General features: G+C 51.6%; 16 protein-coding genes. 5 read left to right on the forward strand and 11 right to left on the reverse strand.

What is annotated here, in order from left to right; all coding sequences use genetic code 11:
- Positions 1–25: 25 nt before the first annotated feature.
- Complete coding sequence (gene pth, locus PSE_RS21560; protein WP_014286747.1) at positions 26–790, forward strand: aminoacyl-tRNA hydrolase; 765 nt, start codon at positions 26–28, stop codon at positions 788–790.
- Positions 791–1,891: a redox-regulated ATPase YchF gene (gene ychF / locus PSE_RS21565; RefSeq protein WP_014286748.1), complete on the forward strand. Its 1,101-nt coding sequence runs from the start codon at positions 791–793 to the stop codon at positions 1,889–1,891. It begins immediately after the preceding gene.
- Positions 1,892–1,969: 78 nt separating this feature from the next.
- Here ychF and PSE_RS21570 read toward each other — a convergent pair whose 3' ends face one another.
- The 11 genes from PSE_RS21570 to PSE_RS21620 all read right to left on the reverse strand — a co-directional run bounded on the left by PSE_RS21570 (position 1,970) and on the right by PSE_RS21620 (position 11,941).
- Positions 1,970–2,779, reverse strand: a complete 810-nt coding sequence (locus PSE_RS21570; RefSeq protein ID WP_208982168.1) for a DeoR/GlpR family DNA-binding transcription regulator — start codon at positions 2,777–2,779, stop codon at positions 1,970–1,972.
- Between the two features lie 75 nt (positions 2,780–2,854).
- Positions 2,855–3,649, reverse strand: coding sequence for a DeoR/GlpR family DNA-binding transcription regulator (locus PSE_RS21575; RefSeq protein WP_041768748.1), 795 nt, complete (start codon positions 3,647–3,649; stop codon positions 2,855–2,857).
- Positions 3,650–3,718: 69 nt separating this feature from the next.
- Positions 3,719–4,213: a GNAT family N-acetyltransferase gene (locus PSE_RS21580; protein ID WP_014286750.1), complete on the reverse strand. Its 495-nt coding sequence runs from the start codon at positions 4,211–4,213 to the stop codon at positions 3,719–3,721.
- Positions 4,198–4,908, reverse strand: a complete 711-nt coding sequence (gene bluB / locus PSE_RS21585; protein ID WP_041768749.1) for a 5,6-dimethylbenzimidazole synthase — start codon at positions 4,906–4,908, stop codon at positions 4,198–4,200. Before bluB ends, PSE_RS21580 begins: the two co-directional genes overlap by 16 nt.
- Positions 4,905–5,459, reverse strand: a complete 555-nt coding sequence (locus tag PSE_RS21590) for an adenine phosphoribosyltransferase (protein WP_037036260.1) — start codon at positions 5,457–5,459, stop codon at positions 4,905–4,907. The genes bluB and PSE_RS21590 overlap by 4 nt, the downstream gene beginning before the upstream one ends.
- Positions 5,460–5,539: 80 nt before the next feature.
- Complete coding sequence (locus PSE_RS21595) at positions 5,540–6,412, reverse strand: S-methyl-5'-thioadenosine phosphorylase (RefSeq protein ID WP_014286753.1); 873 nt, start codon at positions 6,410–6,412, stop codon at positions 5,540–5,542.
- A 145-nt stretch (positions 6,413–6,557) separates the two neighbouring features.
- Positions 6,558–7,400: a cytochrome c1 gene (locus PSE_RS21600; RefSeq protein WP_008547549.1), complete on the reverse strand. Its 843-nt coding sequence runs from the start codon at positions 7,398–7,400 to the stop codon at positions 6,558–6,560.
- An 18-nt stretch (positions 7,401–7,418) separates the two neighbouring features.
- Positions 7,419–8,675 carry a cytochrome b/b6 gene (locus tag PSE_RS21605; protein ID WP_008547360.1) on the reverse strand — a complete coding sequence of 419 codons (1,257 nt, stop codon included), beginning with the start codon at positions 8,673–8,675 and terminating at the stop codon, positions 7,419–7,421.
- 23 nt (positions 8,676–8,698) lie between these two features.
- Positions 8,699–9,274, reverse strand: coding sequence for a ubiquinol-cytochrome c reductase iron-sulfur subunit (gene petA, locus PSE_RS21610; RefSeq protein WP_008547658.1), 576 nt, complete (start codon positions 9,272–9,274; stop codon positions 8,699–8,701).
- Between the two features lie 365 nt (positions 9,275–9,639).
- Complete coding sequence (locus PSE_RS21615; protein ID WP_008547933.1) at positions 9,640–11,478, reverse strand: ABC transporter ATP-binding protein; 1,839 nt, start codon at positions 11,476–11,478, stop codon at positions 9,640–9,642.
- Positions 11,479–11,551: 73 nt separating this feature from the next.
- On the reverse strand, positions 11,552–11,941 hold the full coding sequence (locus PSE_RS21620; RefSeq protein WP_008547746.1) for a hypothetical protein: 390 nt from the start codon (positions 11,939–11,941) through the stop codon (positions 11,552–11,554).
- Between the two features lie 567 nt (positions 11,942–12,508).
- Between PSE_RS21620 and PSE_RS21625 the strand changes: the two genes are divergently transcribed.
- The 3 genes from PSE_RS21625 (at position 12,509) to PSE_RS21635 (ending at position 14,304) form a co-directional block, all read left to right on the forward strand.
- Positions 12,509–12,964, forward strand: a complete 456-nt coding sequence (locus PSE_RS21625; RefSeq protein ID WP_008547433.1) for a tRNA (cytidine(34)-2'-O)-methyltransferase — start codon at positions 12,509–12,511, stop codon at positions 12,962–12,964.
- Positions 12,965–13,032: 68 nt separating this feature from the next.
- Entirely contained in the window at positions 13,033–13,611 is a 579-nt protein-coding gene (locus PSE_RS21630) for a DUF1176 domain-containing protein (RefSeq protein WP_014286755.1), read from the forward strand.
- Positions 13,612–13,740: 129 nt separating this feature from the next.
- Positions 13,741–14,304, forward strand: a complete 564-nt coding sequence (locus PSE_RS21635) for a DUF1176 domain-containing protein (RefSeq protein ID WP_014286757.1) — start codon at positions 13,741–13,743, stop codon at positions 14,302–14,304.
- Positions 14,305–14,352: the final 48 nt, after the last annotated feature.

Raw genomic sequence — 14,352 nt, forward strand, 5'->3', positions numbered from 1 at the left:
GAATTCAGGGCTTGGAACCATACCTATGAAGCTGTTTGTCGGCCTCGGTAATCCAGGCCCTAAATACGAGAATAATCGTCACAATATCGGGTTCATGGCGGCAGATGAAATTCATCGCCGCCATAGCTCATTCAGCCCATGGCGGGCTCGCTTTCAGGCACATGTTTCTGAAGGCACATTGGCAGGCGAAAAAGTCCTGCTCATGAAGCCAACAACCTACATGAACGAAAGCGGTCGTTCCGTAGGCGAAGCACTCCGTTTCTACAAACTCACCCCTCAAGATGTTGTCGTGCTCTATGACGAGCTGGACCTGCCTCCTGCCAAGTTCCGCCTGAAAAATGGCGGTGGTCATGGCGGCCACAATGGTCTGCGCTCTATCACAGCACACATCACAGATGCTTATCGCCGTGTTCGCCTCGGCATCGGCCACCCAGGCCATAAGGACCGTGTGCATCAGTGGGTATTGGGTGACTTTGCAAAAGCGGATCAGGAGTGGCTGGAACCTCTTTTAGAGGCTGTCGCAGACAACGCCCCTCTCCTTGCTCAGCATCAGGACAACCAGTTCGCCAACAAGGTGACATTGGCAACCCGCCCGGAAGGCTCTGGCAAACCTTATAAAAAGGAAAGCTCACGCGACGCGGCTGCAAAGAAAAAGCAGGACACCGCCAAGCCTGAGCCAGAAAAAAAGCCAGCGCCTAAAGCAACCGGCTATCAGGACAAAGAAGCTAACAAAAAAGGGCCGCTCGCCTCAGCGCTTGAGCAGCTATTTGGATCGAAAGGACAAGAGTAAATGGGTTTTCAGTGCGGCATCGTCGGCTTGCCTAACGTTGGTAAGTCTACCCTCTTCAACGCTCTGACCAAGACAGCAGCAGCTCAGGCAGCGAACTATCCGTTCTGCACCATTGAGCCGAACACCGGTGACGTTGCTGTTCCGGATCCACGTCAGTCCAAGATCGCTGCAATTGCGCAGTCCAAGGAAATCATCCCGACCCGTCTGACCTTCGTGGACATTGCAGGTCTGGTACGCGGTGCATCCAAGGGTGAAGGTCTGGGCAACCAGTTCCTCGCAAACATCCGCGAAGTAGACGCAATCGCACACGTTCTGCGCTGCTTCGAGAACGATGACATCACGCACGTGGATGGCAAGATCGACCCAATCGCTGACGCTGAAACTGTCGAAACCGAACTGATGGTTTCTGACATGGAAAGCCTCGAAAAGCGCATCGCGCCGCTCGAGAAAAAAGCGAAGTCAGGCGACAAAGACGCAAAAGCAGCCCTGCCAATCATGGAACAGGCTCTTGCGATCCTTCAGGACGGCAAGCCAGTACGTGCACTCGGCCTGACTGATCCAGAAGAAATCAAGCAGCTGAAAATGCTCAACCTGCTCACCTCCAAGCCAGTTCTCTACGTGTGTAACGTGGAAGAAGAATCCGCAGACAAAGGCAACAGCCTCTCTGCAAAGGTTCAGGCCATGGCGGAAGAGCAAGGCGCAGCCTCTGTTGTCATTTCCGCAGCAATCGAAGCTGAAATCGCTCAGCTGGAAGACGAAGAGCAGCGTGAGTACATGGCAGATATGGGTCTGGAAGAGCCTGGCCTCGACCGCCTGATCCGCGCAGGTTACGGCCTTCTGGAGCTGATCACCTACTTCACAGCAGGTCCAAAAGAGACCCGCGCATGGACCATCGTTGCCGGTACAAAAGCACCTCAGGCAGCTGGCGTGATCCACACCGACTTCGAACGCGGTTTCATCCGCGCGCAGACCATCGCATACAACGACTACGTTGAGCTTGGTGGTGAAACCCCAGCAAAAGAAGCTGGTAAGGCGCGCGACGAAGGCAAGGAATACATTGTTCAGGACGGCGACGTACTGCTGTTCAAGTTCAACACCTAATCGGCGACCCAGAATCGCAACAAACACAAAAGGCGCTCAATCGAGCGCCTTTTTTAGTTTAGAAACAAAGAAATAAAATCAGATATCGAGCAATACAATCTCGCTGGAGGCTTCCGCTTCCACATCAGCCACATGCACGTCCTTCACGCCCTGTGCAACAAGGCTATCCAGAATGCTTGGCTCAACACCACTGTCGACAATCAGCATATCCGCCTGAGCGCAGGAATTGGCCACAAAGCGGCTTGGCACGCCGATCTTGCTGGAGTTACACAAAACCATCGTCCGCTTGCAGGAGGCCATCACAGCCCGTGCAAACTTGGCTTCTTCCTCCACGTAGTACATGAGATCACCTTCCGCAGACAAACCAACGGGACAAATGATCCCCCAGTCTGCGTTCAGTCCAGCAACCGTATCCAGAGCAATCGGACCCAACGCCCCCTGCCCGTCCGTGTAAAGGTGTCCACCAATCACATGAATATCCGCAGCTGTCTCCGCTCCAATAATCATGGAGGCAACTGCATAGGAGTTGGTCGAAACCCTGATCTGCTCAACTTGCGCAAGGTGCTGCGCAAGAATGGTCATGGTACTTCCGGATTCAACGACCACGTGGTCGCCTTCCTGAATGAAAGAGGCAGCAAGACGTCCAATGGCATACTTCTCAATGTAATGGCTGCGCAGCCTTACTCGATAAGCATCCTGATCTCGCGGCATTAAAAAACATATTGAATTATCAAAGAGCTCAAACTCTTCACGCTCTGACAAAACCTTTGCCAGACTTGTAAGCTCTTCAAAGTCCATTCCCAAAATATCTGCAGCAGCAGTCAAAGAAATACGTCTGTGGCGTTTCACCAGATTGGCCAGAACGTCCACCATTAAGTCATTAATCATCTAAGTAGGCCTAGATCCAAGATACTATTCCGGTAGTAAACATCGTTCATTTTTATCGAAAAAGATTAAAATTTATCAACTATTCAAGAGAATGAAATCTTCGCTGTCAGCATCTTCTGAAATCGCATGAAAAACGCGAGCTTTTTTAAGATGATGCTCTATTTCAGCAAAACCTAATTCTCCATTATTATCAGTAATAAAGACATCTACACCTTGCATTGTTTGCGCAGTGTAGCGGCTGGGGACACCTAACTTAGAACTATCACTGAGCATCATAGTTTTCTTCGCACTACGCTGCATCAATAAGCTCGTTTCAGCATCGACCTTATGAAAATAGCAGGCCCCTTTGTGAATGCACATGCTGGTGGGGCTCAGAATGGTCCAATCAACCTCCAGATCACGAATGCGCGCCATGGTCTCCTCACCATGAAGCGCTGTCGTATGAGCAGCCAGCTTGCCCCCAATCAGCTCCACGCTGCACGCCCGGCTGTGACGCACAAGGCTCTCAGCAATCAGCGGACTGGTGGTCGCAACGGACAAGTCTTTCTTCTCTTTCAGATGATTGGCAAAAAGGGAAAGTGTACTCCCTGCTTCAATCAGAAGACGGTCGCCATCCTTGATCAGGCTGGCTGCCAGTTTGCCAACGGCGTTCTTCTCTGCAAAGCGGGAATGCATGCGCACGCTGATGTCGCTCTCGGCGATGGCTTCATTGGAAACCAGCGAGTTGCCCCGCACGCGCATGATAGCATTGTTTTCCAGCCCATCTACCGCATACAGGATCTCGTCGACAGAGCAATCCAGGACAGTGGCCAGTAAGGAGAGCCGTATCGTTCTATAGCGTCGCACCAATTCGATTATGCGGACGATCACAACACAACCCTCAGTTACAATTTTATTTAAACTTTCACAAAGTTAGTCAAAGACCGTTTGAAAGTAAAGCTAAGATCGATTCCCGGTTATGTCCCGACCAAAAATCACCTCATCACGCAACGGTATTCCGTGCAGACCTGTGACTGGTATTTCGGGTTTTAACTTACGTTCTTCATCGATGACGCCCTGAACGACTTTCTCTAAACGGAAGCTGCGTCTCTGATAAAACCGAAATGCATCCAGATTGTCGTTGGAAGTACGCACCATGATGCGGCCAATACCGTCTTTACGAGCGGCATCAACAGAGGCATCCAGCAAAAGCGTTCCGATACCACCCCAGCGCTGCAACGAATCGAGAGTAAGGATCTCCCATTCCTGCTCGCGTTTGATCAGCGTAATCATGCCAACCAGACGACCTTCATCCAGAGCAAGGTATCCCGGCAACTTGGATGCATCCACCATCTCGCCATCAAGCAACTGCTCAGGACTGGTCCACCGGTTCACGAGCAGTTCAACAACCTGCTCTCGATCTTCTGGCTCAATTGCTCTTACTTGGATTGACACGAAGAAGACTCCTGTTTGGCTTCTGGCCTAACTAGATCAATATCTTTTAACATTCGCAATTCAGTGGCAGTACGTGCCTGCCAGCCGGTGCGTTGAAGTTCGGGCGTCAGGTTATTCTCAACCGGGTAGCCAATGCACAGATAGGCTACGAACTTCCAGCTGTCCGGAACGCCAAACAGCTTTCCGACACCATCTGGATTGAGAATAGACACCCAACCAACGCCAATGCCTTTCGCTCTAGCAGCAAGCCAAAGGCAGTTAATTGCGCTAACACAAGAATAGGCCAGCGTCTCCGGCATGGTCTGCCGTCCCAGCCCTGCTCCCTGTGTTGGTTCAAGATCACAAAAAACGGCGAACTGCAGCGGAGCATCGGTCAAACCCTGCAGCTTGAGCTCGGCATAGCTCTCCGCACGCTCTCCCTTGTAGCCTGTCAGGGCCTCTGCATTTGCCTGTTGGAAATTGAGATACACCGCCTCTCGGTTTGAGGGCTGACTTACCTCGATAAAGCGCCATGGCTGACTGTTGCCGACGCTTGGGGATAGATCAGTTAATCGCAAAAGCTCTTCAACGGTTTCGCGATCAATCATGTCTTGCTTGAAATGGCGCACATCCCTGCGCCATTTCAAAAGCAATTCAAAATCTTGGTTGAAGGCCTCAGAAAACTGCGGGCCTTGCTCTACAAAGGCGTCATTCAATGACCGGGAAACTCCACCAATGTCCTGACAGGAACGTCCAGAGCTTCCAGTTTTGCACGTCCTTGCAGTTCTGGCAAATCGACAATGAAGCAAGCCGCCACAATGTCAGCACCAGCACTTCTCAGCAGCTTCACAGCCGCTTCTGCCGTACCACCGGTCGCAATCAGGTCATCCACCAGAATAACCTTCTCACCCGGCTTCACAGCATCACAATGGATTTCAATGGTGTCCGTGCCATACTCAAGCTCATACTCTTGCTCGATGGTCTTGAACGGCAGCTTACCCTTTTTGCGCACAGGCAGGAAACCAGCAGACAACTGGTGAGCTACAGCACCACCCAGAATGAAGCCACGCGCTTCAATACCAGCAACCTGCTCAATCTTGGAGCCAGCCCATGGCTGCACCAGTGCATCAACCGCACGGCGGAACGCACGAGGATCGCTCAGAAGCGTCGTGATATCGCGGAACAGGATACCTTCCTTCGGATAGTCCGGGATCGTGCGAATGGACGCGATCAGCTCCTCTGAGATTGTGTTCAGTGTGTCAGTCATGGTCATTTCCACGTTTTGAATTGCATTGTTTCAGTCAAAGGCCCTCCGCTCAGGGCCTTCAGGATCATTCAGGTAATCAGTTATTTTTTCAGCACACGTCCAGCGACAGCATCAAGCTTTGCAAGCAGCTCAGGATCTCGTTTATCCTCAGCAGTCATAATCGCAAAGTCGAGCGCAGTGTTGGAGCCAATCGGGCATTGCTGATGTTCTCTCGGCAGTTTGCGGGTCACCGCCAGCACAAGCTTCTGAGCGCTTTCCACGTTCTCATGCAGAACCTTGATGATCGCATTGATATCGACATTGCCATGATCAGCATGCCAGCTGTCGTAATCGGTCACCATTGCCACCGTTGAGTAGCTGATTTCTGCTTCTCGGGCCAGCTTTGCTTCTGGCATGTTCGTCATGCCAATCACGTCACAGCCCCAGGAACGATACAGATGGCTCTCAGCTTTAGAAGAAAACTGCGGCCCTTCCATAGCCAGATAAGTCCCACCGCGGCTATACGTAAGGCCCTCTTCTTGACAGGCACCTTCCACCACATCCACCAGTAACGGTGAAACTGGGTCCGCCACAGAAACGTGCGCCACACAGCCAGTGCCGAAGAAGCTCTTCTCGCGGGCAAACGTCCGGTCAATAAACTGATCAACCAGCACGAATGTTCCCGGCGCATACTCTTCTTTCAAAGAACCGCAAGCACTGACGGAGATTAGATCCGTCACACCAGCACGCTTGAGCACGTCAATGTTTGCGCAGTAGTTGATCTCAGTTGGAGAATGCACGTGGCCACGACCGTGACGCGGCAGGAAGACAACCTTCAGGCCATCAATCTCGCCAATACAGACATCATCGCTTGGCTCACCCCATGGGCTTTCAATCCGCTCCCATCGAGCATTTTCAAAACCAGGAATATTGTAGAGGCCAGAACCTCCGATAATACCCAGAACCGCCTGCATATCGCTCTCTCCGCTTATAGCCAGTTTCAGTGCACTTTACCTGATTCAGTCACGTGAAGTTGGCACTACATCAAATCCAGACGCCAACCCCAAAAAAAAGGGCTACCCGAATAGGATAGCCCTTTTTGAAAGTATCGATGTGACCTTAGTGGTCTACATTGCTCCAGATCTTGCGCTTTGTGAAGTACAGCAAAGATGCAAACAGGATCAGGAATGCCATGACGCCGAAGCCGATACGCTTACGTGCTTCCAGGTGAGGCTCAGCTGCCCACATCAGGAATGCAGAAACGTCACGAGCGTACTGATCAGTAGTCATTGGAGAACCATCGGAGTACTCAACCAACTCATCAGAGAGTGGTGGCGCCATTGCAAGCGTCTTACCCGCGATGAAGCCGGTGTTGTAGTACTGACCTTCTGGAACTTCAACGCCCTCAGGTGCTTCGTGGTAACCAGTCAGCAGGCCGTAGAGGTAATCCGGGCCGTTTTCCTGATACTGCGTAGCAATATCCAGAACGAACCATGGGAAACCACGGGTCACTGCGCGGGCTTTAGCCATCAGAGACAGATCTGGTGGGTAAGCACCATTGTTGGAAGCACGTGCTGCCTGCTCGTTCGGGAACGGAGAAGGGAACTTGTCGAACGGCTTGCCTTCGCGCTCGAACATTTCACCTTCATCATCCGGACCATCTACGATGGAGTATTCAGCTGCAAGAGCCTTAACTTCATCAACGGAGAAGCCAGGTCCGCCTTCCTCAGCGAGGTTACGGAATGCAACGAGGCTCAGACCGTGACAGGAAGAACAAACTTCCTGGTACACCTGGAAACCACGCTGCAGCTGCGCTTTGTCAAACTGACCGAAAGGACCAGCAAAAGACCAAGGCTGCTTCTCAACGTGCGGAGCATCACCAGCTGCCAGAGCTGGGCCTGCCACTGCAAGACCTGCAACAACAGCAAGTGCGCGAGCGCTTTTGAACATTAGATTTTTCATCTTTAAAATCCCCTGCCCTTAAGCCGCTTCGCCGGTTTTACCCAGCACTGCATCGTTGATTGAGTCAGGAACTTTCCGAGGCGTTTCAATCAGCCCAAGAACTGGCAGAACGATCAGGAAGTGAGCGAAGTACAGTGCAGTGAAGACCTGAGCCAGAGCCACGTATGGCTGTTCTGCAGGCATTGCACCGAGCCAACCAAGCATCACACAGGTGAAACCGAACAGCCAGAAGAAGAACTTGTAAACTGGACGGAAACGCGCAGAGCGAACTTTGGAAGTGTCGAGCCATGGCAGTACGAAGAGCACTGCGATCGCGCCAAACATTGCGATAACACCACCCAGCTTCGAAGGAATTGGGCCGATATCGAAAGTGATCGCACGCAGGATCGCGTAGAACGGCAGGAAGTACCATTCAGGCACGATGTGTGCAGGCGTTACCATTGGGTTTGCTTCGATGTAGTTGTCTGGGTGACCCATGTAGTTCGGCAGGTAGAATGCGAACCAGGAGAAGAAGATCATGAAGACAACAATCGCGAACAGATCCTTCATCGTGTAGTACGGATGGAATGGGATCGTGTCCTTCTCGGATTTTGGATCAACACCAACTGGGTTGTTGTTACCAGCAACGTGGAACGCCCAGATGTGCAGGATCACAATACCAACAATCACGAATGGCAGCAGATAGTGCAGTGAGAAGAAGCGGTTCAGAGTTGGGTTACCAACGGAGAAGCCACCCCAGAGCCATGTAGTGATGCTGTCGCCAACAATCGGGATCGCGGAGAACAGGTTAGTAATAACCGTCGCGCCCCACAGTGACATCTGACCCCATGGAAGCACGTAGCCCATGAACGCAGTTGCCATCATCAGCAGGAACAGCAGAACACCAAGGATCCAGGCGATCTCACGTGGTTCCTTGTAGGAACCGTAGTACAGGCCACGGAAGATGTGGATGTAAACTGCAATGAAGAACATGGATGCGCCGTTCATGTGCAGATAGCGGATAAGCCATCCGTAGTTCACATCGCGCATGATGTGTTCAACAGAGAGGAACGCAAGAGTTTCATGCGGGGTGTAGTGCATCACCAGAACGATACCGGTGATCAGCTGCACAACCAGCATGAAGAATGCGATACCACCGAAGGTCCACCAGTAGTTCAGGTTCTTCGGGGTAGGAAAAGCGACAAAGCTCCCATGAACAAGGGAGAGAACCGGCAAACGACGCTCAAGCCATTTGGCGCCAGCGTTTTGCGGTTCATAAGTAGAATGACCAGCCATAGCTGCCTCCTGAAGGGGTCACGTCAGCCGATTACGACAGTGTCGTCCGTGGTGAATTTGTAAGGCGGCACGAGCATATTCTCTGGAGCCGGGCCTTTACGGATACGACCAGCGGTGTCGTAGTGAGAGCCATGGCATGGGCAGAACCAACCACCGAACTCACCTTTGTTGTCGCCGTTTTTCTGGCCAAGTGGCACACAGCCAAGGTGCGTACATACACCAACCATGACGAGCCAGGCTTCTTTGCCATCGGCTGCGCGGTTTGCATCTGACGCATCCGCACCGTCTTCTAGGTTAGAGTTACGTGCGAACTGGTCTGGCAGATCAGAAAGCGGAACGGCTGCAGCTTCAGCGATCTCCTGCTCCGTACGTTGACGGATAAAGACCGGCTTGCCACGCCAAGTTACGGTGATGGATTGCCCGACTTCAACCGCAGAAACATCAACTTCAATAGAAGCCAAAGCGAGTGCAGATGCATCCGGGTTCATCTGATGGATAAAGGGCCAAGCCAGAGCTCCCGCACCGACCGCGCCCACGGCACCGGTCGCGATGTAGAGAAAATCGCGGCGTGTCGGTTCAGCCGTTTCCGTGTGTTCCAAGGTCGCGTCCTCTCGAAACAAAATTGAAAGAGATCACCTAAAAACTCTCTTGAGAGGACAGTACCCACGGCTAGTAAAACCAACCACTATCTACTCACTACAAAGAGCTGTAGGTGAAAATGCGCAAAATACGCACTTATATTGACGGATGCTATCTGCCACCAATGGTCGCACTTGTCTAGACTCGTTAAAAAATTGGGGACTTATTGTCGCAGACAATTTGGGCATAAGAGACAAAAAACAGGGACAATTGAGTTTTTGACACGAGAATATGAGTCAAAAGTCGAGTGGTTCGGGGACCAGAAGACGCAATTTCGCCCCGAACCACTTTTGGTTTAAACCGCTTGATTCCCTGTCAAGAATCCCTATTCAGCGGCAACTTGTGCAAGGAAACCGCCAGATTGGTGGTTCCAGAGGTTCTCGTAGATACCTTCGGATTTCAAAAGTTCCTCATGGGTACCCATTTCGACAATCTTGCCTTGATCCATGACAATCAGGCGATCCATTGCCGCAATTGTGGAAAGTCGGTGGGCAATTGCAATAACCGTCTTACCTTCCATCAATTCAAACAGACTTTCCTGGATTGCAGCTTCCACTTCTGAGTCCAAAGCAGAGGTCGCTTCGTCCAGAACAAGGATCGGCGCATCCTTCAGCAGCACACGTGCGATCGCCACACGCTGACGCTGACCACCGGACAGTTTCACACCGCGTTCACCCACCAGAGTATCGAAGCCAGTCCGCCCTTCTGGATCTTTCAGTCCCTCGATAAACTCCAGCGCATGCGCCCGGCGAGCCGCTTCCTGCGCCTCTTCAAACGTTGCACCGTCTTTGCCATAGGTGATGTTTTCCAGAATAGTCCGGTGCAGCAAGGATGTATCCTGAGACACCACCCCAATATGCTGGCGCAGACTTTCCTGTGTCACCGCACAGATATCCTGACCATCAACGGTAATCCGGCCACCTTCCAGATCATGGAAGCGCAGCAACAGGTTCATCAGCGTAGACTTACCAGCACCGGAACGACCAACAATGCCGATCTTCTCACCCGGCTTGATGTTCAGCGACAGGTTCTCAAGAACACCACTGCCCTTGCCATAATGGAACTTCACATCTTCAAAGCGGATTTCCGCATCAGAGACCACAAGCTCCTTCGCATCGTCCTTGTCCGTGACTTCCGTATGTCTGGAAAGCATACCCAGTCCATCCTGAACCGTACCGATATTCTCAAACAGACCAGCAACTTCCCAGAGGATCCATTGAGACATACCTTGCAGGCGCAATGCCAGACCAATAGCAATCGCGATATCGCCGGTCGTCACCAATGCGCCCTTCCAGAGCCAGATGGAAACACCGCCAAGCGTCAGCAAAAGCAGATTGTTGATCACGGTCAGACAGATGTTCAGCAAGGTCACGTTCCGCATCTGGCGATGCACCGTGTTCATGAACGTGCTCATGGAGCCCTTGGCATAATCTTCTTCACGAGAAGCATGCGAGAACAGCTTTACGGTTGAGATATTCGTATATGCATCAACAACATGGCCAGTCATCACAGAGCGCGCATCTGCCTGCTTCTTGGAGATCCGCTTCAGCTTCGGCACGAAAATGTACATGACCAGGAAGTAGGAAGCCAACCAACCCAGCATCGGCAGCGCAAGGCGCCAGTCCGCACTTGCAAGCACAGCAAGAGCAGCCAGGAAGTAAACAATCACATAGACAAAGATATCGACAATACGCGTAATAACTTCCCTGACAGCCAAAGAAGTCTGCATCAGCTTGTTAGCGATACGACCCGCAAAGTCATTATGGAAGAAGCTCAAGCTCTGACGAAGTAACTGACGGTGCCCTTTCCAACGGATCAACATCGGATAGTTCCCGACGAGGCCCTGATGGAAGAACATCTCCCATACCGCTGAAGTAAGGGGCGAAATAATAAGTAGAACCGCACCCATCCAGATGAGATGGCCCCAGTTATCAGCAAAGAACGTCTCTGGATCTTCAGTTCCCAACCAGTTAACAAGATCACCCATGAACGTAAATATAACCACTTCCAAAACAGCAATACCTGCCGCAAAGAAAGCAATAATCATAAGCAATAAAGAAACTGGCTTAGTATAATACCAGATAAAGCCCCAAAACTTACTTGGAGGAGTCTCTATCTCTTCCATTTTAAATGGATCAATAAGCTTCTCAAAATACGAGAACATGACAAATCCCAATTAAGATATTTGGTTTGCGAGCTGCGTTACCACGTCAACATGGTAAGAGGATGACGGCTGCTTACTGCAGCCGCTCATCTCGTTCGTATGGATCACGGTTATCGCGTGGAGAACCGGAAAAGCTCCAGATAACGCTGGCAATCCCGATACCTACAGCAAAAGCGCCAACCAAAGTGTCAACAAAGCGCCCCTTAAACAGGGAGCCAGCTTCATAGGTTCCGTTTGCTTTCACAATTTCAACCGCAGCCAACTCAGCGTAAAGCGTTGGAACAATTGTGAAAAACGCGATTCCGGCACTAATCATCAAGAACCAGAATGCGTGCATAAGGCTTTGAGAAAAAGTTACTTTTTCAGACCGAGCCGAACGCACATACCGGCCACCGTCGACCGGAATTTGAGATGCAGAACCGTCACGGGACGCGACCTGCGCCCAGATAAATGACGTAATCATTGGAGATACTCCGACAACATATGCATGCAGCCGCAGACGCAATTCGTCCGTAAAGAGGGCTACATTAAGAAAATACGAGCTAGTAAAGTGTTGGAAAGCCGCCGCTTAAGCGGAAACGGCAAATGCAATGCAGTTAGTGGGATGCATAGCGCATGCGCCTACTGCCGGGAGAACATTAGCGTTCACGAGCACAAATTCAGTATTCATGTATGTCTCCCTGGTTCCAACGTTAAAAATAGCTGATCGGGCGATCAGCAACTCGGAGAGTCTCGTCAAGTAAGAAGAGGGCTCTCGGCCGGTGCGAGATGCTTATACTCACAAAGGCGGAGACATGCCTAGCCCCAAAAATTCCGGAAAAACACTTTAGGGTGTACTGTATCTTTTTCGCAACATATATCACGAATTCCTATGGAACCTCTTGAATTTGATTAGGTTTCACCCAGCGAAACGCGTCACCTATCAACAAACTCTATGATTTTTCTGGAGATTTTCACCGGGTTCCTCTAGATGCCCAAGAGATGCTTCCATAAGCCCCTCACGAAAATCTTACAGCGAGCACACTGCGCCATGCCAGATATTGCCCTTTATCAGCCAGACATTCCGCAGAACACCGGCACCCTATTGCGCTTGGCCGCCTGCATGGATGTAACGGTGCACCTGATCGAACCAGCAGGCTTCCCGCTGTCAGATCATGCACTTAAACGGGCAGGCATGGATTACATCGAGCGCGCGAAACTCCAACGCCATATGGATTGGGAGAGTTTTCGTGAATGGCAATTGGCGGAAAAGCGCCGACTTATCCTCATGACGACCAAGGGAACCCGCCCTTACACCCAGTTCGCCTTCAAAAAAGACGACCTGATCCTGATGGGCCGCGAAAGCTCTGGTGTACCTGAAGAAATCCACCAGCTCGCCGATTCCAGACTGCTGATTCCCATGAAGAACGGCATGCGCTCCCTCAACATGGCGGTTTCCACCGGAATGGTACTGGGCGAAGCCCTTCGTCAAACAGATTGTTTTTGAATAAAATACAACCTAAACTAGGTGCGTTATTTATTGCGTTGCTTTGCGCTGTTTAGGTTTATTTTGCAATGTTTCAGAGTGTCTCGAGAAAAATTGCTCATCTATTCTCTGTTGCACTTTTTCTCGTTATCCCCCTGCCCGCTTTGGCAGGCGCTCCGATAGAGCCGGTACTTTATCCCAACCTGCACGACAAGGCAGAATTGGACCGGCACCTGCACCTGCTCAACCAGATATACCCCTGTGACTGGCATGATGCACACACACGAAGCGGGTATAACCTCTACGATCTTAGCAATGGCATTCAGGTGCTGGAGTTCTCCTGCACCGTGGGCCTGCATAATCTGGCGAACCTCTACATCCGCCGGATCAAGGGCAGCAAGCAACCAGCACAGCTCATCGCACTGCGTCGACCCAAGGGGCAACCGGTCACCAGCAAGTACATCCTCTTTAACAGCTTCTGGGATCTCAACCGCGGCGCACTCACCAGCTTCACCGTAGACCGCGGCCTCTCAGATTGCGGCTCTTTCGAAGTCCACCGCTTCACATCAGATGGCTATCTGGAACTCATAGAGTACCGCGCCAAGCGAAACTGCGACGGCAAGTTCCGCGAACCCACCGATTACCCGTTGATCTACCCAGCCATGTAACGCCAGCCAAACAGATCGTTAAAGCACGTCTGGAACTGGTAGCCCGCAGTAAACCAAGAGTTTTTAGGCAAGCGTAATCCGAAAACGGCATCCTCAGGCAAAACCACGCTATCAAAGAGGAAAGCCGCCATGTCCAAAACCCTGTACCCAGCACTGGCTGCTGCCCTCCTCACCACCAGCCTGCTGGCAAACCCAACTCTGGCAGAGCCCATTGAGCCTGTGAGAGAAAACGACCCCAAAATCCTGAACCGCTATCTGGGTCTGTTGGATCAGGCCTATCCCTGCGATTGGAAGCAGGCTTACGACACAATGGGCAACTACCGCCTTCAGTTCAGCAAGAACATCGAAGTGCTGGAGTTCGCCTGCTCCATAAGTCCGTACAATGAAGCCCATGTTTATGTGCGAGTAGACACCCACAAACCACAGGACGCCGAGCTGCTGAGCTTCAAACGCCCTCAGAACGAAGACAACGATGATCCGCATGTGGTCTTCAATGGCGTTTGGGACATCAAGACCGGCGATCTGACCAGCTTCATGAAAGGCCGTGGTTTGGGCGATTGCGGAACCTATGAGGTCCACCGCTTCACACCAGATGGCTACCCGCACCTTCTTGAGTTTCGCGCCAAACCGGAATGCGACGGCAACTATGTGCAGCCGGAAAAGTATCCCGTCATCCTCACTCAGCCGCAATAACAGCACCCACCTCTCCTGTACTTCGCAGGCGCACTCCATTAAACAGAG

This window comes from Pseudovibrio sp. FO-BEG1 (assembly GCF_000236645.1).
Lineage (GTDB): Bacteria > Pseudomonadota > Alphaproteobacteria > Rhizobiales > Stappiaceae > Pseudovibrio.

Coding starts and splice junctions, on each gene's coding strand:
- pth (WP_014286747.1), top strand. CDS start 26: ATGAAGCTGTTTGTCGGCCTCGGTAATCCAGGCCCTAAATACGAGAAT.
- ychF (WP_014286748.1), top strand. CDS start 791: ATGGGTTTTCAGTGCGGCATCGTCGGCTTGCCTAACGTTGGTAAGTCT.
- PSE_RS21570 (WP_208982168.1), bottom strand. CDS start 2,779: ATGATTAATGACTTAATGGTGGACGTTCTGGCCAATCTGGTGAAACGC.
- PSE_RS21590 (WP_037036260.1), bottom strand. CDS start 5,459: ATGACTGACACACTGAACACAATCTCAGAGGAGCTGATCGCGTCCATT.
- PSE_RS21595 (WP_014286753.1), bottom strand. CDS start 6,412: ATGCAGGCGGTTCTGGGTATTATCGGAGGTTCTGGCCTCTACAATATT.
- PSE_RS21600 (WP_008547549.1), bottom strand. CDS start 7,400: ATGAAAAATCTAATGTTCAAAAGCGCTCGCGCACTTGCTGTTGTTGCA.
- PSE_RS21605 (WP_008547360.1), bottom strand. CDS start 8,675: ATGGCTGGTCATTCTACTTATGAACCGCAAAACGCTGGCGCCAAATGG.
- PSE_RS21615 (WP_008547933.1), bottom strand. CDS start 11,478: ATGTTCTCGTATTTTGAGAAGCTTATTGATCCATTTAAAATGGAAGAG.
- PSE_RS21620 (WP_008547746.1), bottom strand. CDS start 11,941: ATGATTACGTCATTTATCTGGGCGCAGGTCGCGTCCCGTGACGGTTCT.
- PSE_RS21625 (WP_008547433.1), top strand. CDS start 12,509: ATGCCAGATATTGCCCTTTATCAGCCAGACATTCCGCAGAACACCGGC.
- PSE_RS21630 (WP_014286755.1), top strand. CDS start 13,033: ATGTTTCAGAGTGTCTCGAGAAAAATTGCTCATCTATTCTCTGTTGCA.
- PSE_RS21635 (WP_014286757.1), top strand. CDS start 13,741: ATGTCCAAAACCCTGTACCCAGCACTGGCTGCTGCCCTCCTCACCACC.